At 65.0% G+C, this 21,712-nt stretch carries 19 protein-coding genes and 1 pseudogene; 9 read left to right on the plus strand and 11 right to left on the minus strand.

Annotated features, from left to right (window positions below; genetic code table 11):
* Positions 1-199: 199 nt before the first annotated feature.
* Both BMZ38_RS02145 and BMZ38_RS02150 read left to right on the plus strand, forming a co-directional pair.
* A complete protein-coding gene (locus tag BMZ38_RS02145) occupies positions 200-1,042 on the plus strand; it encodes an energy transducer TonB (protein ID WP_091333550.1) in 843 nt (280 codons plus the stop codon).
* Positions 1,043-1,532: 490 nt separating this feature from the next.
* Positions 1,533-2,573, plus strand: coding sequence for a cytochrome-c peroxidase (locus BMZ38_RS02150; protein ID WP_281243861.1), 1,041 nt, complete (start codon positions 1,533-1,535; stop codon positions 2,571-2,573).
* 360 nt (positions 2,574-2,933) lie between these two features.
* On the opposite strand, the gene BMZ38_RS02155 is transcribed toward BMZ38_RS02150, so the two are convergent.
* A complete protein-coding gene (locus BMZ38_RS02155; RefSeq protein WP_245747149.1) occupies positions 2,934-4,280 on the minus strand; it encodes a cytochrome C in 1,347 nt (448 codons plus the stop codon).
* A 341-nt stretch (positions 4,281-4,621) separates the two neighbouring features.
* On the opposite strand from BMZ38_RS02155, the gene BMZ38_RS02160 reads away from it, so the two are divergent.
* Together BMZ38_RS02160 and BMZ38_RS02165 are read left to right on the plus strand one after the other, a co-directional pair.
* Complete coding sequence (locus tag BMZ38_RS02160; RefSeq protein WP_091333552.1) at positions 4,622-5,557, plus strand: HNH endonuclease; 936 nt, start codon at positions 4,622-4,624, stop codon at positions 5,555-5,557.
* 54 nt (positions 5,558-5,611) lie between these two features.
* Positions 5,612-6,433 (plus strand): restriction endonuclease, encoded by an 822-nt coding sequence (locus BMZ38_RS02165; protein WP_091333554.1) that lies wholly within the window; start codon positions 5,612-5,614, stop codon positions 6,431-6,433.
* 42 nt (positions 6,434-6,475) lie between these two features.
* Here the strand turns inward: BMZ38_RS02165 and BMZ38_RS02170 are convergent, their stop codons facing one another.
* Complete coding sequence (locus tag BMZ38_RS02170; protein WP_091333556.1) at positions 6,476-6,916, minus strand: barstar family protein; 441 nt, start codon at positions 6,914-6,916, stop codon at positions 6,476-6,478.
* A gap of 170 nt (positions 6,917-7,086) precedes the next feature.
* Positions 7,087-7,920, minus strand: coding sequence for an XAC0095 family protein (locus BMZ38_RS02175; protein ID WP_175483656.1), 834 nt, complete (start codon positions 7,918-7,920; stop codon positions 7,087-7,089).
* 336 nt (positions 7,921-8,256) lie between these two features.
* Between BMZ38_RS02175 and BMZ38_RS02180 the strand changes: the two genes are divergently transcribed.
* Positions 8,257-8,616, plus strand: a complete 360-nt coding sequence (locus BMZ38_RS02180) for a helix-turn-helix domain-containing protein (protein WP_091333558.1) — start codon at positions 8,257-8,259, stop codon at positions 8,614-8,616.
* Positions 8,617-8,850: 234 nt separating this feature from the next.
* Here BMZ38_RS02180 and BMZ38_RS02185 read toward each other — a convergent pair whose 3' ends face one another.
* Complete coding sequence (locus tag BMZ38_RS02185; protein WP_091333560.1) at positions 8,851-10,926, minus strand: alkaline phosphatase D family protein; 2,076 nt, start codon at positions 10,924-10,926, stop codon at positions 8,851-8,853.
* Between the two features lie 247 nt (positions 10,927-11,173).
* Between BMZ38_RS02185 and BMZ38_RS02190 the strand changes: the two genes are divergently transcribed.
* Positions 11,174-11,938, plus strand: a complete 765-nt coding sequence (locus BMZ38_RS02190) for an alpha/beta hydrolase (protein ID WP_175483657.1) — start codon at positions 11,174-11,176, stop codon at positions 11,936-11,938.
* A 56-nt stretch (positions 11,939-11,994) separates the two neighbouring features.
* Here the strand turns inward: BMZ38_RS02190 and BMZ38_RS02195 are convergent, their stop codons facing one another.
* Positions 11,995-12,510 (minus strand): hemerythrin domain-containing protein, encoded by a 516-nt coding sequence (locus BMZ38_RS02195; RefSeq protein ID WP_091333564.1) that lies wholly within the window; start codon positions 12,508-12,510, stop codon positions 11,995-11,997.
* 158 nt (positions 12,511-12,668) lie between these two features.
* Positions 12,669-13,217 (minus strand): DUF4142 domain-containing protein, encoded by a 549-nt coding sequence (locus BMZ38_RS02200; RefSeq protein WP_175483658.1) that lies wholly within the window; start codon positions 13,215-13,217, stop codon positions 12,669-12,671.
* Positions 13,218-13,406: 189 nt separating this feature from the next.
* On the opposite strand from BMZ38_RS02200, the pseudogene BMZ38_RS17925 reads away from it, so the two are divergent.
* Together BMZ38_RS17925 and BMZ38_RS02205 are read left to right on the plus strand one after the other, a co-directional pair.
* A pseudogene (locus BMZ38_RS17925) lies at positions 13,407-13,511 on the plus strand (transposase); the annotation flags it as partial.
* Positions 13,512-13,582: 71 nt separating this feature from the next.
* Positions 13,583-14,305: an rRNA pseudouridine synthase gene (locus BMZ38_RS02205; protein WP_091333568.1), complete on the plus strand. Its 723-nt coding sequence runs from the start codon at positions 13,583-13,585 to the stop codon at positions 14,303-14,305.
* Positions 14,306-14,317: 12 nt separating this feature from the next.
* Here the strand turns inward: BMZ38_RS02205 and BMZ38_RS02210 are convergent, their stop codons facing one another.
* Entirely contained in the window at positions 14,318-14,788 is a 471-nt protein-coding gene (locus BMZ38_RS02210) for a YehS family protein (RefSeq protein WP_091333571.1), read from the minus strand.
* A 179-nt stretch (positions 14,789-14,967) separates the two neighbouring features.
* Here BMZ38_RS02210 and BMZ38_RS02215 point away from each other — a divergent pair, with 179 nt between their 5' ends.
* Positions 14,968-15,675 (plus strand): transposase, encoded by a 708-nt coding sequence (locus BMZ38_RS02215; RefSeq protein WP_091333574.1) that lies wholly within the window; start codon positions 14,968-14,970, stop codon positions 15,673-15,675.
* 124 nt (positions 15,676-15,799) lie between these two features.
* Here BMZ38_RS02215 and BMZ38_RS17445 read toward each other — a convergent pair whose 3' ends face one another.
* The 4 genes from BMZ38_RS17445 to BMZ38_RS02220 all read right to left on the minus strand — a co-directional run bounded on the left by BMZ38_RS17445 (position 15,800) and on the right by BMZ38_RS02220 (position 21,606).
* Positions 15,800-16,594 carry a hypothetical protein gene (locus BMZ38_RS17445; protein ID WP_139202370.1) on the minus strand — a complete coding sequence of 265 codons (795 nt, stop codon included), beginning with the start codon at positions 16,592-16,594 and terminating at the stop codon, positions 15,800-15,802.
* Between the two features lie 14 nt (positions 16,595-16,608).
* On the minus strand, positions 16,609-17,316 hold the full coding sequence (locus BMZ38_RS17450) for a hypothetical protein (RefSeq protein WP_139202371.1): 708 nt from the start codon (positions 17,314-17,316) through the stop codon (positions 16,609-16,611).
* Entirely contained in the window at positions 17,313-18,020 is a 708-nt protein-coding gene (locus BMZ38_RS17455) for a hypothetical protein (protein WP_139202372.1), read from the minus strand. Before BMZ38_RS17455 ends, BMZ38_RS17450 begins: the two co-directional genes overlap by 4 nt.
* A gap of 100 nt (positions 18,021-18,120) precedes the next feature.
* Entirely contained in the window at positions 18,121-21,606 is a 3,486-nt protein-coding gene (locus tag BMZ38_RS02220) for a methylmalonyl-CoA mutase family protein (RefSeq protein ID WP_091333577.1), read from the minus strand.
* Positions 21,607-21,712 lie beyond the last annotated feature (106 nt).

Below are 21,712 nucleotides of genomic sequence, written 5' to 3' on the forward strand. Positions count from 1 at the left end.
GGCACACGGCCTCACCTGTACAGAGCCGCCCCGCACCATGGGCGGGGCCTGGCCATCCCTGGCGGATCCGCTTCCCGCACGCCGCTGGCAGGGCTCCCTGCTTTCATGCATAAACTACCCAGGGCGACTTTTTGAAAAACGCCGGCCGTCCACCCGCGTCCACGCCAGTGGACTTCATGGCGAACCAAGGAAAGCACGCATGAAAAGGGCCGTCATCGGAACGCTCCTCGCCACGCTAGCCATGGTGGCCCACGCCAGCACCCCCAGGGACCTGGAATCTTCCGCCGTCGTCGACGGGACCCTCGTGCTGGCGAAAAACGGCACGGTGCAGACGGTGCAGATCAAGGACGAAGCCAGGTACGGCAAGCCGATTGCCGACATGGTGCGCAAGGCCGCGCTGCAGTGGCTTTTCTATCCGGTGCTGAGGGAAGGCCAGCCGGTACTCGCCAAAATCGACATGCATGTACGCGTCGTGCTCCAGAAAGCCCCGGACGGCAACTACACCGCCCGCATCAAGGGGGCCACGTTCGGCGACATGGATGCAAAGTCCACCGATGCGCTGAGCAACGCCGAGAGCAACAAGCGCATCGCACCGAGGTATCCCATCGACGCGGCCCGCGCCGGCGTGCAGGGAACGGTGTACCTCGCCCTGCGGATCGACCGCAGCGGCCACGTGACCGACGCGGTGGCCGAGCAGGTCAACCTTGCCAACATCGGTCCGGACAGCGCCCTCAGGCAGTTCCGCGACGAGATGGCCAAGACGACGCTCGCAGCAGCAAGGCGCTGGACCTACCAGGTTCCCACGACAGGCCGGCTGGCCTCGCAGGACCACTGGACGGCCCGTGTTCCGGTGACCTACACGCTGAACGACAGGGGGGAAGCAAATCCCGACAGCGTGTGGAGAACGTATGTACCGGGCCCCTACACGAAGGCCCCCTGGAGCGACAAGTCCGACATGGACTCGGTCGATGCCGTAGTGAACGACGACGTTCGGACCGAAGGCGCCGGCCCCGCGCTGCTTGTGTCGTTCCACCAGGGATAAGTTGTCCGAAGCGGGTCGGGCTGCGTGGCTTTGAATCGGCTGGCTCCGCGAGCCGCCGTGAGCTGGCGCGTCCCGAAGCGGACGCGGAGCGCTACCGCCCTCTACCGTGTCTCCGATTGCCGCAACGCGCGCCAGATCCCCTCCGTCCCTTTCCCACCTATTTCCCCTGGCAGTCTTGCTGCCCATCCGGCCGTGCGCGCGATCCGCTCGACGGCCTTGCCCAGCGCGACGGACCCGCGCGGCTCGCTCCGCTGCGGCGACCTGGTTCGCCGCATGGGTCTGCCCACATTCGGAAAAAGCGCAGAAAAAACCGCGTCATCCCGCCGCACCGTTGACCTGGATCAACAGGCCCAGCCCGCAGCGCGCGACCCTTTCGGTACAGAACCGTCCTCTCCCTTGACCGCCACGCGGCGGCGCAGTGGGCAACTGCGCATGCCGCCGGGACGCCCGACCACCGGCGCCACATGGCGCTCGGCCTGACAGGAGACGCATGATGCAACGGCCGACGCTGATTCCACTCCTCGCCCTGGCCGGCGCGCTGTCCGCACCGGCCTGGGCGCAATCCGACCCGATGAAACAGGCGCAGGGCCTGTTCAAACCCCTACCCACCCAGCCACCCGCGGTGCCCGGCAACCCGGCCTCGCCGGCGAAGGTGGCGCTGGGCAAGATGCTCTACTTCGACCCGCGGCTGTCCGAAAGCCACGCCATCAGCTGCAACTCCTGCCACATGGTGGGCATGGGTGGCGTCGACCTGCAGGAAACCTCGCTCGGGCATCGCTGGCAGCGCGGCGGGCGCAACGCTCCGACCGTATACAACGCGGTCTTCGACGTAGCGCAGTTCTGGGACGGTCGCGCCAAGGATCTGGAGCAGCAGGCCGGCGGGCCGCTGGTCAACCCGATCGAAATGGACGCCACCGAGAAGCACGTGGTCGAGCAACTAAAGGGCATCCCCGGCTACGCCCCGCTTTTCGCCAAGGCGTTTCCAGGCGGCGAAGCGATCACGTTCGAGAACGTCCGCCGCGCGATCGCGCTCTTCGAGGCCACGCTCATCACGCCGAACGCGCCGTTCGACCGCTACCTGCGCGGCGATGCCAGGGCGCTCGATGCCAGGCAGGCGCAGGGCCTGGCGCTGTTCATCGGCAAGGGCTGTGCGGGCTGCCATAACGGCATCAACGTCGGTGGCGGCCAGTACGCCCCGTTCGGCGTGGTCGAGCGCCCCGGGGCGGAGATCCTGCCGCCCGGCGACAAGGGCCGGTTCGCCGTCACCCGCACGGTCAGCGACGAATACGTATTCCGCGTGCCTTCGCTGCGCAACGTCGCGCTCACGCCTCCCTATTTCCACTCCGGCAAGGTGTGGGACCTGCGCCAGGCGGTGGCGGTCATGGGCAACAGCCAGCTCGGCGCGAAGCTCACCGATGCGGAAGTGGACCAGATCACCGCTTTCCTCGGCTCGCTCACCGGCAACCAACCGCAGGTGACGTTGCCGATCCTGCCGCCGAGCGTGGCTACGACACCCCAGCCCAAGCCATGAGCATCCCCATGCATCCCGCCTCGAACGCTCGATCCTCGTGGCCGAGGCACTGCAGCTCCGACGCACCCGGCTAGCGCGCCGAAGCGCTCCGCTGCCGGGCCGTGCCATCGCCGCGGGTGCCGGCGCATGGCAATAGGTTGTCATTCGCACGCGCCTTTGCATCACAGGCTTCACGCGCCGGCGCAAGACGAGGCTTGCCGCTTGCCCTGCCGATCACCCTTGTTTGCGACGGACGACAAAGCGCGCGGCCGCGCAGGTGTCCATGGTCGAAGCCACGGCCCGGCGCATGCTGGACATCCCGCCTCACCCATTTGGCCATCCGAACCCGATCCCGCATGTTTCCCTCGGGTCGGCATGGACTCACAACGCCACCCAGGCAAACAGGAACACCGTGTCGTTGTCGCTCGCCCGGCGGCCGGCATCATCGATGTTGCGTACCCGGCCGGCGAAACGGCTGTAGTGGATGTACTGCGCACCCAGGCGAAGGTTGGCCCACGGCGCCAGCCATGAATCGGCCTGCCCAAACGGGTTCCAGTCGAGTTCCAGGCTCTGGCCGCGCGTATCGGGGCGGCCGGAAGGTGCGTACAGGAGCGCGTCACGGCTGCCATCGTCGGCGAACGCGGCCAGTGTCGCGCCCCAACGATTGCGATACCAGTAACTCGCGTTGACGTGCAAAGCATCCAGGCTGCCGTGCAGGTGTTGGGCGTCGCCGGCGGCGAAGGTCGCATCCAGCCGCTGGCGCTCGTGCACGTACAGCGCGTTGGCCGTGAGCTGATGGTCACCGCCTGCCCACTGCCAGGACGCGTCGAGGCCGATGTCGCGGTAGCGGTCGTTCGGGCCGCGCACGGCCACGGCGTGCCCGGCCGCATCCTCGCCGGCCAGCCCGCGCCGGACGTCCAGCCCGAACGCGCCGAGCGTGACGCTGCCGGCGGGCAGGTTCCAGCTGTAGGCCACCCGCGCGTAGGGCGTGATCCCGGCCAGCCGGCCGTCGAAATCGGCATTGACCCTGCGCAGGAACGCAGGCGACAGCGAGCGATAGCCACCCACTTCGGCATACAGCGCGCCACCGAGCTGCACGTAGCCGGTGAGGCCCACCACCTGGCCACCGAGCGCGCCGAACAGCGCCGGCTGGACAGGCGACGAAGGCGCCAGGTCGGCGGCGATGTAGGGGTACTGCCAGGCAGGCGCGGTGTTGAACACGTCGCTGACGGTGGGGTTGTTGTTGAGCGAGAGGCCCCAGATGCCGGCGTGGCGCCCGGCGGAGAACATGCGCGCGTAGCGCAGGTCGATGTTGTCCCAGCCCAGGTCGTGGCCGTTCTGCGAATAGGTGGCCTGGGCGAAGATCCCGATGTGCTCGGACAGGCGCCCGGCGAGAAACGCCGACGCCTGCTGCATCTCCACGTTGTCATTGCGCGAGAAGTTGTCCGCCGGCCGCTCGCTCTGCGCCTTGCGCGTGTGGGTAAAGGACTCGACCAGCATGGCCGACAGCGGCAGATCCGGCGCATCGCTCGTCTTCACCGTGTAGCCGAGCAGCTTGAACTGGCGACCGAAGGCGGTCAGCTGCGGACCGAATGCGCCAACGTGGCAGGCCACGCAGGGCTGCCCGGTCTGCCGGGCATACGACGGCACCGCATGCGCCTGCCATGGCAGCAGCAGGCAGGCCAACCACAGCCGCCCCAAGGCGCGCCGTCCGCACGAAAAGGCCATCCCGATCATCCATCGCATGGCGCAACTCCCTCGCTTCAGGCACATGCCAGGGGCGAGATTGCGCTGCCGGAAGCGGGGAAGGCTTGACCTCGATCAACCGCATGGGGCTCGAAACAGCGGCGCGGCGTGGAAGCCACCCGGCTGGCAACGACGACTATCGCCAGCGTCGCGGCCGGAGGCACACCCGATGCCGCCGTCGCCAGGATCGACGAGGGCCTCCCACCCGCCGACCGCGACCGCGAGCCTGCTGTCAGCCCAGCCAAAGTCAGCCCATCGGGAAGGTGCACTCGCACGCGGGTTTTGCCCTAACCTGTTGAGGCACGACAGGCAGGGGTGCCGGCATGGGTAGCGAACAGGAGCTTCTAGATAAGCGGATGCGGGAAGCTGCGTTCCAGCACGTCCGCCTGTTGAGCGCTACCCGCGATCATTTGACTTCAAGCGAACTGGCCGAGGGCTTCATGTTCGATGGGGAGCGAATCCCTCTCGTGAACCCTCAGCGAGGCATCTTCAAGCCGCGGCAGATGCGCTACTTGTTGTCGATCCGGACCGTATTCCCACGGCCTGGAGCAAAAGTTTGGTACGACGACCAGCGACACGTGCACAGCCAGCTCTATGAGAGCACGGACTTCGTTGACTACGCCTTCATGGGCAAGGATCCCGATGCGGCTGATAACCGATGGCTTCGGGAAGCCTTCGAGAACCGCATTCCCATCATCTACTTCATCGGCATCGCGCCTGGTCGTTTCACCGCGATCGTGCCTAGCTATGTTGGGGGATGGAATCGAGACACCTTTAAGGCGTCGATCGGCTTTGGTGATCCAAGCGCCTATGACGAATCACGCTTCCCCGACACGGAACCCGCCCGTCGTTACGCGCTGCGCACCGTGCAGCAGCGGTTGCATCAGGCATCGTTCCGCCAGGCCGTGATCACGGCGTACGACGGCCGATGCGCGCTTTCCGGCTTGCCCGAACCCTTGCTGCTCGATGCCGCGCACATCGTCTCCGACAAGCACGAAGTGCTTGGCCAGCCTGTCGTTCCCAACGGGATCCCGCTGTCGAAACTCCACCACGCGGCCTTCGATGCGCACCTACTTGGCATTGATCCCGACTTTCGAATGCACGTTTCTGCACGACTGCTGGAACAGAAGGATGGACCGATGCTTGAGGCGATAAAGCAGCTCGATAAGCAGGTCATCCGCTTGCCACTCAGACTGCAGGACCGTCCGGACCGCGACCGTCTCGCCATGCGATTCGAGGTTTTCAGAGCCAGGGCCTAGCACCTACGACCTGACCCTCCGGCCATTAGCGCAACACGTACAAAGGAAAGTGACATGCCCAAACGCAAGGAAAGCGGCTTCGAGCAGCTCGCATCGATGCGGTGGCCCGTCCCCGTAGTGCTCGGAATCATCGCCTATGTAAGCATCCACTACGGGATCGGTTGGCTCTTCGGCTCCAGCCACAATGTCTACCTCGCCGGCCTGGCTAGAGGATTTTCCAGCGACGCCTTCGCGCCGCTGGCGTGGCTCGTACTCGGCCTTTGCTGGCTCGCAGCCTTGGTCTCCTACATTGGAGCGAAAGGTCGCCGGCGCCTGCTCGAAACGCAGACGGGCCTGGACAGCGTACGCGGGCTGAGTTGGCGCCAGTTCGAGCTGCTGGTGGGCGAGGCATTCCGGCGACAGGGCTACACCGTGCAGGAAACCGGACTGGGAGGCGCGGACGGCGGCATCGACCTGTTGCTCCACAAGGACGGCAAGCTGACACTCGTGCAGTGCAAGCGCTGGAAAACCCAGCGCGTGGACGTCAAGGTGGTACGCGAGATGTTCGGGCTCCTCGCCCACCACCAGGCTTCCGACGTGAAGATCATTGCCGTGGGGGATTACACCGCCGACGCACGGCGCTTCGCTGCAGGGAAGCCGATCGAACTGATCACAGGCGCAACGCTGCTCGATATGGTTCGGAGCGTGCGGACCGCTCCCGCCAGCCTGACGCCGCAAGCGCGCGCGTCCGCCGCACTCGAGACGCCACCACCTTGCCCGAAGTGCGGCAAGGAGATGCAGCTACGCACCAACCGCCGCACCAACGAACGCTTCTGGGGCTGCACGTCCTACCCGAGCTGCCGCGGTACGCGTCAGCTCGTCGAAAATGCACTCTGAGCCGAATTTCTGTAGTCAGCGGTGGGCTGGCCCACGCCTCCATCAGGCGTCGATGGCCGCGTCGCGGGTTTCGTTGTCCGGAAACACCATGAAAACGAAGAACGGCACGCCCCGCGCGTGCCAGTCGCGGGCGACGCTGGCCAAGTGGTCGCGATAGGTGGCGTAGACCTCGGGCGCCTGGGCGCGCAGGACATCGGCATGGTCGAGCACCAGCACGTGGCCGGGTGCGGACAGCCAGCCCAGGTCGCGCAGGCCGGCCGTGACTGCCGGCCAGTCGTCGGCTGGCATGGGGAACTCGAACGCCTGGGCCAGGCATTGCACGGCCCGCTGATGGTTCGCGCAATCGCGCAGATCGATCCGGCTCAGGCGCAGGCCGGCGCGGGCCGCGTCATCCACCAACGTCATGGGATCGTCGGGCACGACGCGGTAGATGCCATCGCGTCCGGCATCGCGCAGGTCGATCTGCAGGATTTTGCTGGTCATCGGCGGAACGCTTGAGAAGTGTCGAACCACCGCTCATACACGCAGGAGTGTGTGAACCGCGTTGAAGCGGTCGGTGCCAGAGGGTCAGGTGTCAGACCTATCCGAAGGCGGTGACCGGCCATCGACGACTTGCGGCGCGGCCAAGGTGTCCAGGCGGGGTGCCCGGTCTGCTACCCGCGCCGGGTGGTATTCGAACCGGACTTGGTTGGCCGCAACCCTGAGCGCCTGCGCGCGAATCCAGGGCCTGGCCGGATCGCCGGACCGACGGCGCCTCTGCCAGGAAATTTCGTGATGGCGCCAGATCGCCACGAGCGGCCAACGCGCACGCATTGCGTAGATCCGATCCCCGGGCCGGCCTCGTTTCTGGTTGCCAGCAGCGCCCGTGCGACATGCGACGCACTGCCCGCGCGCGAATGCGCTCGCCCAGCACGGTATGCGCCCCGCTCTTCGCCCACGCCGGTGTGCGGACCGCGAGCCCGCCCGAGTTTCTGCGACTCCACCTGGCGGATGATCTCGCGCGCAGCTCTCGCGTCGTTGGAGATGGCCTCCCTCAGCAACGACAGCGTGTGGTCAGCGAATGCGAGGTCGCCGCTGGCGGTCACCACGTCGCCATGGGCCAAGATCATGTCGATCAGCCTGCCGAGCGTATCGACCTGCTCCAGAGTAACGCCGAAGATGCAGCGACCCTCCACGTCGTCAGGTGTCTCCCCTGCGGCTTCAGGAACCGTCCCGGCCCCAGACGCAGCCTTTTCGTCGCACCGATCCGCTGGCCACGAGACGTCATCCAGTACGCGTTCCAACTGCTCCGCCAGCAATTCCAGGCAGATCGCCACTTCGCCCGCGCGAAGCTGGGGCATGCACTCCTGCTGCTCGTCCGCCATCCGCGGTTGAGCCAGGTGCGACAGGAATTGGACGTACTGGCGTAGCTTCTTCAGCCGCAGCTGGCTGTCCTCCGGCAGGAAATAGCCCGGCATTTCCGAATCATCCGGATCGAATTTCGACATGGTCGTCTCCTGGTTCCATGAAGTGCCCGTCCACGCAATGGCGGCGGACGGCAGTCGGGAGCTACCTGCGTGAATCGACGATGCGGCACCCCTGCCAGCAACGCCCACTACCCGTTCAGAAGGTGGTCTGCGCCACGGCGAAACCGGCCGCAGCGTGGTCGAGCGGCTGGCAACGATGGCGCCGATCCACTTCATGGCTAGAACGTTGCAATCAATACGTGGATTTGTCAACAACCCAAAAGTGGCTATCGCCGAATGCGGGTGCGCAACAATCGTGGCGTCCACGCAACGTCTCCGTGCGCAAGCGCAGGTGACGGCCCAACCACAGGAATCTGGATGGCTGCCCCCTACGAGGAATTCGCCGATCGCCTGCGACAGATGCTGGATCGCGCCCGCTTTGAGGAGGGCCGTGGGAGGACAGGCGCCCTGGCCGACCGCTACGCCGTGTCGCGTGAGACCGCCCGCAAATGGCTTGCCGGCCTCACCCTCCCCGAGCTTGCCCGCATCATCGAACTGGCGAAGGATTTCGATGCCAGCTTCGAGTGGCTGGCCACCGGCCGCGGGCAGGTCCACTTGGCCGTGGCAGAGAAATCCCCCACCTATCGACGCCTCACCGACAACGAGAGCCGCCTGCTCGATGCCTTTCGCAAATTGCCCGAGCACAAGCGGCGTCTGTTGGTGGAATTCCTCTCCTAGGCGAAAGGTGTCAGCGGCCCTTTGAGGTCACGGCGCCCGTCCAACCGCGCGCACGCTTGCGAACCGGAAGCAAGCAGTCCGCGCGGCCCTCGGCATGGGCAGCGCAGCTCGACCAAGGGCATGCGTTCGGCTGGCCCACCATCCCTGCGCTAACCAGATTGAGCTCGATGCAGCGACTGCAGACAGGGAAAAAAACCGCTTCCCTCCTCCGGTTCCGAGGATTCGGTCCAGGCTTCACACCGCCAGACCCGCATCCCCTTCCACCACTATCTGACGCATCCGCGGCCGCTCGCCGGCTTGCCACAGCGGCACTTCGTGGCGCACGCGGTAGCGCAGCGGGCCGCCGTCGGGGCTCGGGCTGCGCTCGATCGGGCGCGGGATACAGACGAAATCGGTGGCCATCGTGCTGGCGTCGACGCGGACGGTGGCGTAGCCGTGACCGCCCATGTCGACGAAGCTCAGGTGCGGGGCCAGCTCGGGGTTGCTGGCGGCATGCGCCTTCTTGAGGTCGCCGCTCTTGGCGAACTCCAGCGCCGAGCGCACGCCGTGGTGCAACAGCAGGTTGACGGTGGGCTGCGTCGGCCCGTCGCCCGGGTTGGCGACGTACAACGGGCGCAGCGGATCGCTCTTTTTCAGGTTGTGCTCGGACGCTTCGAGCATCCCCGGGGAAATGAGCGAGCCGCCCACGAAGGTGACGCCCACGGGCTCGAACGCGGCGGGCGGCAGGGCCTTGGCCGCGTAGCCGGCCCAGAAGCTGTGGCGGTCGCCCGAAACGATCGCGAAACCGGTGATGCCGGCATCACGCACGGCGTCGAAGATCTCGGCGCGTTCGTGGTAGGCGGCGCCCCAGTCGCCGGTGGCCATGACGGCAAAACCATCCCCCGACCATTTGCCCAGCGCGGCTGGAAGGTGCTGCGGGTCCACGCGCCAGTCGGGCGTGCCCAGCGAATTGCCCCAGATCTTCCAGGTCGCTTGCGCGCCGCGCAGGCGATCGAGGAACCAGGCCTTCTGCTGTGCCCCCAGGAAGGTTTGTGCGGCTTCGCCGGCGCGGACGTTGGCCACGCGCTTGCCGCGGAAGGACAGCGTCGCCGGCGGATGGCCGTCGGCGTAGTCGCGGCCTGCGTCGAGCTGCATCGCCAGTTCCTCGGGCACCCAGCCCAGAGCGTCGCCTTCGAACAGCGGGTTGAGCTCTTCGCGCGAACCGGGATCGCGCGAACGGAAGCTGTGCTGGTCGGTGAGGATCAGGTCGATGTGCCGGCCCCAGCGCAAGGCGCGATACACGATCAGGCTGTTGATGGCCGCCAGGTTGTTGGCCTCGCGCCCCAGGCCATCGTCATCGAACGCGGTGACCGGGGTATCGGCGACGTGCGGCGCGACGAAGGTGTCCAGGCGGGCGCCCGGCGCCGCCACTCGCGCCGGCTGGTATTCGAACCAGGCCTGGTTGGCCGCGACCTTGAGCGTCTGCGCGGGCACCGGTCCTTCCCCGAATTCCTGGATCGACTGCCAGCCCTGCCAGGAGAATTCGTGGTTGTCCCACACCGCCACGAACGGCCAGCGCGCTCGCGCATCCTGCAGGTCCGGGTCCTGCAGGTAGGCGTGGTAGAGGGCGCGGTAATCCTCCAGCGAGGCCGGTACCCAGAAGCGGTTGTGGGCGACCGTCTTGCCGGTCGGGAAGTGCACCGGGAACTTGATGCGGCGGTCGTAGCGATGGCCGTTCCTGACCTGGTCGGGGTATTGCACGACCTCGTAGATGAAGTCGCCCAGGTGCAGCACGAAGCCGAGCCTGTCCTCGGGCGCGGCGCGCTCGTCTTCGAAGATCATGCGCCGATAGGCGTTCAGGGCGCCCTCGCAGACGTCCTGGCAACTGACGAAGGCGAAGCGCGCCGGTCGCGTATCGTCGGGGCCGGGGGCAGTCATCGTGCGGCCGATCCGGCTGCCGTTGCCCTCCTCGTCCACGAAGCGGTACCAGTATTCGCGGGCCGAGGGCAGATGGCCGACCAGCACCCGGCAGGTCCAGTCGGAGTCGGCCGACACCCGCGCCGCCGTGGTCGCGATCACCCGCGTGAAGTCCGGATCCTGTGCCACCTCGACCCGCAGCGTGGCGCTGGTGCGCCGGTCCCCATACGGGCGCCGCGTCCAGAGCAGCACGCTGTTGTCGTCCGGATCGCCCGAGGCGACGCCCTGCGGGTACAGCTCCCGCCGCTCGCGCCAGCCGCTCGATGACGGACGCACGGGCGTGCAACCCAAGGCCAGCGCCGCGCCGAGCGAGGCGGAGAGCTTCAGGAACTGACGGCGGTTCATGGTCGGCATGAGGTCCCCTTTCTCGCGGCGGATCGCGAGGATCGATGCGCGCGAATGCTGGACCTGATGGCCGATTCGGGAGTGTGCCGGAAGTACCGAGGGAGGCGTTGGAGCGCGCCCGCGTGGGCAGGTGCACGTGTGGCATGTTGGGCGGCGACGCGGCCCAGGCAGCCTGCCGGGAAGGTTGACTCCCCCGGTTCCCTTTATGTCGTCGCCAGAGCATTACCATCGCCCCACCCCACACGGAGCGACCGCCATGCCTACCCGGACCCCGCGCCTGATCGGACGTTGCCTGACCTTGCTGGCGTTCCTGCTGCTGCCGCTGGCCGCCCGCGCCGGCGAGCCGATGACACTCAAGGCCAGTGACGGCGCCACGGTATACGGCACGCTGAGCCAGGCCGGCAGCCATGCCGACGCGATCCTGCTGCTCTTCCACCAGGCCGGCGCCAGCCGGCACGAATACGATCCACTGGTCGGCGTGTTCACCAAGATGGGCTACGACACGCTGGCGATCGACCAGCGCTCGGGCGATGGCCTGTTCGGCGGCCGCAATGAAACCGTGGACAAGCGCGGCGGCTCGGCCGACTACCTGGATGCGCTGCCGGACCTGGAAGGCGCGCTCGCCTGGGCCAAGGCGCACCACTACGCCCGCATTGCGCTGGTGGGAAGCTCCTACTCCTCGTCCCTGGCGATCATCCTGGCAGCCAGGCGCCCCAAGGACGTCGCCGCCGTGGCCAGCTTCTCCCCCGGCGAGTATTTCGACACCGACAAGGACATGGTCAAACGCGCCGCCGCGAAAATCACGGTGCCGTTCTACATCACCACCCGGCCGGAAGAAGAGGACAAGGTCGCCGAGGTGCTGCGCGACGCCCGCGGCACCAACATCACGCACTACCGCCAGGCGGTCGGCGTGCACGGCGCCTCGACCCTGGTGCAGTCGCGCGACCCGAAGGGCTACGCCGCCAACCTGCGCAGCTTCAGCGACTTCCTGCGCCGGGCACTGCCGGTGAAGACGCGATAGAGGGAGCGCCCGCGGGGAATGCCCACGTTTCCCGGTGACATGGCCGGCGGCTGCGGCTAGCCGCCGGCCCGGCGCACGTAGGCCTGGGGGTCCTTGTCGCGCGCATCGATGCCGCCACGGTGCGCGGCCTCGAACGCGGCGAAACGCACGGCCAGCTCGTGGCGCGCCTGCAGGGGCGCGTGGCGGCGGAAGTCCGCCAGCGACTCGCGCTCCTCCTCGCCCATGTGGGTGCTGTTCGCCTTGCGCGCGGCCGCTACCGCGTCGAACCAGCCATCGCTGCCGACCTCATGCTGCCCGGCACGCGCGATGGCGTCGCGAATGTCGTTGTGGTCGCTGATGGCATCGATCGTCTCGCCCTTGGCGTCGGCCTTGCTGCCCGCGCCCTGCCCATGCCGCAGCAGGCTTGGGTAGAAATGCCGCTCTTCGGCCTCGGCGTGGACCTCCAGGAAGTCGGCCAGCTGGTTCCAGACCAGGCCCAGCGTCTCCCGGTCGGCACGGTCGATTTCGTCGAGCAAGGCAAACAGCCGGCGCTGCTGGTGGTGGTCATCGAGGATGAGTTGCGTGATATCCATGAATGCTCCTGTCGCTCCTGGTCCGGGCATCGGGGCGCCAGGCCTGGCGCGCACGGGTTCACCCCTCCGACCTGGCTCCCGGGTGACGGCTAAACGGTGCATCGAGTGGCGCCCCGCATGCGCAAGGCGCACAAGGGGGCCCATCCGCACCGTGCGGTTCACCGCCCGGCAGTGCCGCGGTTCTTCTGGGTGAGCTGCTCGACCAGCTGCAGGTGCGTCTTCAGCTTCGGCAGCGTGCTCTGTGCGAACTGGCGGACGGGCTGGTCGTCCAGCTTCTTGCCGGCCATCGAGAACAGCTTGATGTCCTTGCGGTGGTCGACCAGGTTGCCGTGGATCCACTCCTTGTCGAACGCCTTTCCGTTCTTGCCCTGCAGCTTCTGCACCTTCTGCTGGTCTTCCGGCATGAGCTGGTCCGGCAAAGTGACGTTCTCGCGCTGGGCGATCTGCTGCAGTTGCTGGTTGGCCTGCGTGTGATCGTCCATCAGCTGCCAGGCCACCTGCTTGAGCTGCGGATCGTCCGACTGATCGAGGGCCATCTGGCAGATCTTCACTTCGGCCTTGCCGTCGGACGCGGCCTTCTTCATGAAAGCGGTCTTGTTGCTTGCCGTCTGCATGACGGATGCGTCGTCGTGGCCGGCCATAGCCGCAGTGCCGATGCCGAACAGCAGCAGGCTGCCGGCCAGCATGGTGGCGCGTCGAAGGTTCATTGGCGTAACTCCCGTAGGTAGCGCTGTGGATTCCATCCCGGAGCGTGCCCCGCCGCGGCACAAGCTGGCGTGACCGAATGGTCAGCATGGCGCGAGCCAGCGGGCTCAAGCATCGCGTTGCATACATCGGGGGCTCGATTACCGGCTCGCCGGCTGCGGGGGCGATCGCCTGCCAGCACGCTTGCGCGTATGCCACATCGCCCGCGCCTCCAGCTTGCAGGCACTCCCCTTCACGTCACCCAGCGGGGCATCAATCGCTGCGCAATCTTCGTCGACGACCTCGATGGCAGGCACCTCGTGAACGCGCGACCGCTTGGCGTGCCTGATCGCTACACTGAGCGCCCTGACTTCCCCGGCGCTGATCCATGTCCGATCCGGTTCGACTGGCGAAATACGTCGCCGACCTGGCCCGGTGCTCGCGCATCGAGGCCGAGCAGTACATCAAGAACGGCTGGGTGACCGTCGACGGGCGCGTCGTCGAAGATCCGGCGCTTCCGGTGTCGACCGAAGTCGTCGCACTCAATCCGGCCGCGCAACTGGAAGCGGTCGAACCGGCCACGATCCTGCTGCACAAGCCGGTCGGCTATGACGCGATCAAGGGCCGCAAGGCCGCGGCGGGACTGGTGCAGCCGGGAACACGCTGGCCCGACGATCCTTCGGGCGTGCGCCTGCTCGAGCGCCACTTTCAGCGCCTGACGCCGCTGGTGCCGCTGGATACCGATGCCAGCGGATTGATGGTGCTGACCCAGGACCGCCGCGTGTGGCGTCGCCTGACCGAGGACGGGCACCAAATCGAACAGGAGTACGTGGTCGAGGTCCGCGGCCAGATTGCGCCCTATGGCCTGTACAAGCTCAACCACGGCCTGCAGTTCCGCGGCCATCCGCTGCGTCCTTGCAAAGTCAGCTGGCAGAACGAGTTCCGCCTGCGCTTTGCGATCAAGGGAGTGCAAGGCGGGCAATTGCGCGACATGTGCGCGCAGGTTGGGCTGGACGTGGTGGCGATCCGGCGCATCCGCATCGGCAAGGTGGCGCTGGCCAAGATGCCCGCCGGCGCGTGGCGCTACCTGCCGGTCGGTGGAAGCTTCTGAGACACGCGCGAGTCAGGCACCGCGCACGCGCAGCGTCAGCCCCTTGAGGAAATTGCGCAGCAGCTGGTCGCCGCACGGGCGGTAGTTCTTGTGCCCGGGTTGGCGGAACAACGCCGACAGCTCCGGCTTGGACACGGGCAATCCCGCATCCACGAAAACCTGGTGCATGTCCGCGTCCCTGAGCTCGAACGCCACCCGCAGCTTCTTCAAGACCACGTTGTTGCTGACGCGCTTTTCCACCGGCCGCGCCGGCGCGCCCTCGTCCCTGCCGCGACGGTGGATGATCAGCCCGTCGAGAAAGTGCGCCAGCACCGTGTCGCTGCAGGCCAGGTAACCGGGCTCGTCTTCTTTCAGCAGGAAGGCGCGCACCTCGTCCTTGTCGACGACGAACGCCGGGTCCGGCAGGCGGACGATCTCGGCCACCTTGTTGTCGCTGAGGTCGAGCATGTAACGGATGCTGCGCAGGACGTCGTTGTTGATCATTGATCTACTTTGCGGTCAGGTCGGGCGCCCAAGTTTACCGGGGGCGAGAAAAGGGGACGGGCAAGAAAAGGGGACGTGGCGAATTAAGCCCGCGCCGACCCGGACTTGGGCCGCCCGCCGACATATCCGCCAAGTGCGTCGACGCAAGCTGGCCGAAGACAAGCAACCGGCTACGTCCCATGCCCCGACTCCCGCGCCTCGAGCTGCCTGGCGTACCGCTGCACATCACCCAGCGGGGCATCAACAAGGGCGCCATCTTCCTTGACGAAGAGGATCGCTACCACTTCAGGCACCTGCTACGCAGGGCCTTTCGCGACCAGGCCGTCGCACTTCATGCATTCGTCCTGATGGACAACCACTTCCATCTGCTGGTCACACCGGCGGCCGTCGGGACGCTTTCGAACGCCATGGGGCGGGTCGGCCAAGCCTACGTCCAGGCCTTCAACCTCAGGCATCACCGATGCGGGGCGCTTTGGCAGGGACGGTTCAAATCCTGCCTCGTGCAGAGCGAGCGCTACCTGCTGACGGTCATGCGTTACATCGAGCTCAACCCGGTACGCGCCGCCATGGTCGATGCGCCGGAGGACTATCGCTGGTCGAGCGTGCACACCCACCTGGGTCGCGCTCGCGATCCGCTCGTTACGCCGCACCCGCTCTACCTCGCGCTCGGAAGCGACCCAACCGCACGCGCCGATGCCTATCGACGGTGGCTCGACGCCGGCATCGCACCGGATGACCTGCACCACCTACGAGCGTACGCCCGCCAGGAGCGAGCACTTGGCGACGAACGATTCCAGCGCATGGTCGAAACCACGCTGGGACGACCTGCCAGCTGCCGCCCGCGCGGCCGACCCGCCAAGCGGGCGAGCCAGAGGGGACTTAATTAGCCACGTCCCCTTTTTTCCCAGCTGCCGCCCGCGCGGCCGACCCCGCCAAGCGGGCGAGCCAGAGGGGACTTAATTGGCCACGTCCCCTTTTTTTGCTCAAATATTCTAATTCACAGACCTCTGGTTACGGAAGCCTTGTGGCCTTTTTTCCTACCGCTTCACACAGAAATCCGTGATCCGTGATGTTCGTCGTAATAACATCCATTCCTGGAGGGCACATCGCAGCAAAGTAGGCATCCCCAACAGCACGACACAGAGACTTGTTGAATCTCAGGGGGCCATCTACCTTAATCGCTTTAAGCGCTTTTCGGCGTTGCTGATTTTCGCGCTTGCTTGCGGCTTCGTCACCGAGATTGTCCGGATGAAGCGCATCTATCAATTTCGTCAACAACGTTTGATTTTGCGAAAGATACATTGCCGCCGCGCACCGCTCCCCTCCAAGGCAGTTGAAGGAATCGTTTGGTCCACGTAGCTCACCCGCCTCTCCTCGCGCAAGATCACCTGCATTAAAGCATGCCAACGACTGTACTGCGGCACACTGGCTAGGTCTGCGCGCCTGCTTCCATAGGCTCGCAATTTTCAAGGAAAATGCTTGGAGCATTTCTCGCTTCAGATCGGAACGCGGCCCGTCAGGGTTGGCTTTAAATGCTTCACTCAACTCGACCGCAAGCGCACGTATAGCCGAATCCTTTTTTCTGCCCGCCACCGAGTGCAACGCGGTAAGCACAAGGAATGCTTCCGCAGGGTTTTCGGCCGCAACCAGCTTATTATGCGCATCGCAGAGTGTACGCAACAACCCAGCCAACAGCTCTCTTAGAGCATAATAAGGAACTTCCGCTGGCTGATTTGCGGAAATAAACGACCTGGCGGAAGAACCCGCTTGCAAATCAGCAATTTCGACTAAAACAGTCGTGTCCAAGAAGCTCCCTGCCATTAGTCACTCCGACCGAATAGTTCGGACTGCAATTCCTCCTTGACCTCGGGCTCGGCCATGAGATCATCGGATTCCATCAAAAGTTTCACTAATGCATTGACAGCCTCGTGATCGCCCCTCCAGCCTTGTTCTCTCAATGTATCAGTCATATCAACCGCCTCGCTCAATTTGACGGCCGGATTAGATGCAAGAGATGCCAATACGCTGACTAAAGAATTAAGCGCAGGCAGGGTTAGCTCGTCTGGAGTTGCAGCAAGAGCCGCGCGGCGAATGAAAGAGACTACGGCACCGTAATCTTCATTGAACGTTGTTTTTTTGTACGCTTCCTTCATTAGAGCCGCGATCGTCGCAAGGGAACTACCCACGGTATCGAGGTCAGCGGTGGCATAGGACTCTAGTGCCCGCCTAGCATCCGTTCGCGCTCTATCAATATAGGTTTGGAGTTGACCCGCCTCTGTGTGTTCGTCAAAAAACTGGGGATAGAGGCGATCAGCTGATGCGATTTCATCGAGGGATGCTGCATTCGAGATAAACTTCGTCCCGAGCTCATCGGAAAATGTAGCGAACGCCTCCCAAACTTGAAGTTTTTTGTCGATTTCGCTGGGCGTGTCTGCAGCGCCGCTAAGGGAAGGCGGTGTGTTTTCACGGCTGGATCGGAAAACTTCTTTCCACAGGCCCTGAGGAAGAACGGTGAAGTCTATGCTCATGCGGGCCTCCCAAGCACCTTGTCTATGTCACGCCTTAGGACGTGGACGTAACCTTTAAACCACTCGGGTATTTGAAGCTTAGAGAGAGGGATCGACCCTATATTACCCCTATCGAAATCGACCAATACGCGACAGATCCTCTTCTCAATGGGCGCTTCCATTATATCGGGATCCACATTAAGCTTAATTGTCTTTCGCTCAGACCGTATCCGCACAAAGGCGAAAGATTTCTCATCCTCAAACCGAAAAGTCAATTCCGGAACATTCCTAGAAGAATCGATGGGCTGGTCGAAAACTTTCTGTTCAGGCCACCTAATAAGATCCAGGCCAAGAAGAAATTCCCTAGCGTCACTGATTTCAGGAAAATCTTTCGCGAAAACCACACGAGCGCTGATCCGCGTAAGCTCGATAAGCTCTAAGCCGGACCGCCAAACCTCAAAGGCTTCTGAAACAGATTTTAATGCCTGAGATTGAAGCACCTGTTCGCTACGGAGAGTAATTGTCGACTGAGTCAGACCCGTATTTATCTGATACCCATTGCCCGACAATATTTGCTGATTGGGGGTGCCATCTTGCACACCGAGATCGGGCCAAATCCGCTTCATTGCAGCGGCAATTTCACCAGCCCGATCCCATAAGCTAAACGCCTCCTTGTACTGAATTTGGAAGACGAGACTGTGCGTCTTGAAGGCGTCTAGAAACATACTTCCCCCAAAAAGTTATTGTCGATAGAAGTCGCGATCGAAGAGCATCTAACACGTGGCGTTTGGAAGGCCCTCGCCAGGAGAGGCATCAGGCGTAAGTCTACATATTCCGCCGATATTCCCCACCCACCTCATACAACGCGTGGCTAATCTGCCCCAACGAGTTGTACTTCACGGCTTCGACCAACTGCTCGAACACGTTCTTCCGCTCCCGCGCCGTCTGCTGCAACCGCTTCAAACTCTCCGGCTCCAACCCATTCCGCGCCTCCCCGAACGCCCGCACATTCGCAATCTGCTGCCCCTTCTCCTCCTCCGTCGACCGAATCAGCTCGATCTCGGTCGCCACCTCCCCACCATGCTCCTTGGCGAGGAACGTATTCACCCCGATCAGCGGCAGCGAGCCGTCGTGCTTCTTGTGCTCGTAGTACAGCGACTCTTCCTGAATCTTGCCGCGCTGGTACATGGTGTCCATGGCGCCGAGCACGCCACCGCGCTCGCTGATCGCCTCGAACTCCTTGTAGACGGCCTCTTCCACCAGGTCGGTCAGCTCCTCGACGATGTAGCTGCCCTGCCAGGGGTTCTCGTTGAAGTTGAGGCCCAGTTCCTTGTTGATGATCATCTGGATCGCCACGGCGCGGCGCACGGACTCTTCGGTCGGCGTGGTGATGGCTTCGTCGTAGGCGTTGGTGTGCAGGCTGTTGCAGTTGTCGAACAGCGCGTAGAGCGCCTGCAGCGTGGTGCGGATGTCGTTGAACTGGATCTCCTGCGCGTGCAGTGACCGGCCGGAGGTCTGGATGTGGTACTTCATCATCTGGCTGCGCGGGCTGGCGCCGTAGCGCTCGCGCATGGCGCGGGCCCAGATGCGGCGGGCGACGCGGCCGATGACGGTGTACTCCGGGTCCATGCCGTTACTGAAGAAGAAGCTCAGGTTCGGCGCGAAATCGTCGATGTGCATGCCCCGGGCGAGGTAGTACTCGACGATGGTGAAGCCGTTGGAGAGGGTGAAGGCGAGCTGGCTGATCGGGTTCGCGCCGGCTTCGGCGATGTGGTAGCCGGAGATGGACACCGAGTAGAAGTTGCGGACCTTGTGCTCGACGAAGTACTGCTGGATGTCGCCCATCATGCGCAGGGCGAATTCGGTGGAGAAGATGCAGGTGTTCTGCGCCTGGTCTTCCTTGAGGATGTCGGCCTGCACGGTGCCGCGCACGGCCTGCAGGGTGTCCTGCTTGATGCGGGCGTAGGTCTCGGCGTCGACGAGCTGGTCGCCGGTGACGCCAAGCAGGCCGAGGCCGAGCCCGTCGTTGCCCTTGGGTAGCTCGCCGGAGTAGCGCGGGCGCTCGCGGCCTTCGTAGAGCTTGGCGATGGTCTTCTCGGCCTCGGCCCAGCGGGCGGCGTCGGCCTTGAGGTGCTTCTCCACGTTCTGGTCGATCGCGGTGTTCATGAACATCGCCAGGATCATCGGCGCCGGGCCGTTGATGGTCATGGAGACCGAGGTGGTCGGCGCGGAGAGGTCGAAGCCCGAGTAGAGCTTCTTCATGTCGTCCAGGGTGGCGATGTTGACGCCGGAGTTGCCGATCTTGCCGTAGATGTCCGGGCGCGGGGCCGGGTCTTCGCCGTACAGGGTGACCGAGTCGAACGCGGTGGACAGTCGCGTCGCGGCGCCGCCCTGGCTCAGGTAGTGGAAGCGGCGGTTGGTGCGCTCCGGGGTGCCCTCGCCGGCGAACATGCGGGTGGGGTCTTCGCCGGTGCGGCGGTACGGGTAGACGCCGCCGGTGTAGGGGTAGTGGCCGGGGAGGTTTTCCTTGCCGAGGAAGAGCAGCTGGTCGCCCCAGTTGTTCGTCTTGGGCGGGGCGACCTTCGGGATCTTCTGGTGGCTCAGGGATTCGCGGTAGTTCTCGACGCGGATGGTCTTGCCGCGGACCTGGTATTCGTTGACGTCTTTGGTGACGGACTCGCGCAGGGCGGGCCAGTCGCGCAGCAGGTGCACAGACTCGGCGGAGAGTTCTTTCACCGCTTCGTTGTAGCGCTCGCGCAGCAGGGTCAGGGTGCGGTCGCCCTCGGCCTTGAGCTGGTCGACCGGGTAGCGGTCCAGCGGCTTGGGCAGCGAGTCGTCGCCCAACTCTTTGAGCGATTCGTAGTAGTGCTGCGCCTTGCTGGCCGCTTCGGCCTGGCGGGCGATGGAGCCGTTGATGCCCCTGCCCTGCTCGGCGATCTCGGCCAGGTAGCGCACGCGGCTGCCGGGGATGAGCACGGTGGCGCGCGGTTCCTTGAGCGCGGTGTCGACGTTCGGTGCGAAGTCGCAGTGCGGGCTGCCGATGGCCTGGCCGTGCCTGGCGCTGACTTTTTCGCGCAGCAGGCGACACAGGTTGGAGAACATCCAGGTCACGCCCGGGTCGTTGAACTGGCTGGCGATGGTCGGGTAGACCGGCACCTCCTCGTCCTTCAGGGCGAAGGCGGTGCGGTTGCGCTTCCACTGCTTGCGCACGTCGCGCAGGGCGTCTTCGGCGCCGCGCTTGTCGAACTTGTTGAGCACGATCAGCTCGGCGAAGTCGATCATGTCGATCTTCTCGAGCTGGCTGGCGGCGCCGTAGTCGGACGTCATCACGTACATGGGGAAGTCGACCAGGTCGACGATCTCCGAATCGCTCTGGCCGATGCCGGCGGTTTCCACGATCACCAGGTCGTAGGGCTGGCTCTTGAGGAACGCGATGCAGTCCTTGAGCACCTCGTTGGTGGCCATGTGCTGGCGGCGGGTGGCCATGGAGCGCATGTACACGCGGTGGGAGCGCAAGCTGTTCATGCGGATGCGGTCGCCCAGCAGCGCGCCGCCGGAGCGGCGGCGGGTCGGGTCCACCGCGAGCACGGCGACGCGCATGCCGGGGAAGGCGTGCAGGAAGCGCAGCAGCAGTTCGTCCACCACGGACGACTTGCCGGCGCCGCCGGTGCCGGTGAGGCCCAGCACCGGGGTCTTGCGGCCGGCCAGCTCCCATTCCTTGCGCAGGCGGGCAAGCTCGCCCTCGCCGAGGCGGGATTCCTCGATGTCGGTGAGCATGTGGCCGACGGAGATCTCGTCGTCGATGTCGACCTTGGACACGCCGGGCTGCTCGGCCTTCAGGCGCTGGGCCTGGGCGGCGCGGGTGCGCTGGATGACGTCCTCGATCATCTCGGTCAGGCCCATCTTCATCCCGTCGTTGGGGTGGTAGATGCGCTCGACGCCGTAGGCCTGCAGCTCGCGGATTTCTTCCGGGGTGATGGTGCCGCCGCCACCGCCGAATACGCGGATGTGGCTGGCGCCGCGCTCGCGCAGCATGTCCACCATGTACTTGAAATACTCGACGTGGCCGCCCTGGTAGGAGGACAGCGCGATGGCGTCGGCGTCTTCCTGCAGCGCGGCGCGCACGACGTCTTCCACCGAGCGGTTGTGGCCCAGGTGGATCACCTCGGCGCCCTGGCCCTGGATGATGCGGCGCATGATGTTGATCGCCGCGTCGTGCCCGTCGAACAGGCTGGCGGCGGTGACGAAACGCAGCGGGGTGGTTTCGGCCTGCGCGGCGGCGGCGGGGACGAGGTTGGCGGGGGAACTCATGGGGACTCCGACATCGGTGCTCTGAACCTCCCGATTCTAGTGGATCGGGGTTAAGGGCGCGGGGAGTCGGGGTGGTCGGGGCGAGGTGCGCTGGCCCGGGTCAGGG

The sequence above is a fragment of the Frateuria terrea genome (assembly GCF_900115705.1).
Classification (GTDB): Bacteria; Pseudomonadota; Gammaproteobacteria; order Xanthomonadales; family Rhodanobacteraceae; genus Frateuria_A; species Frateuria_A terrea.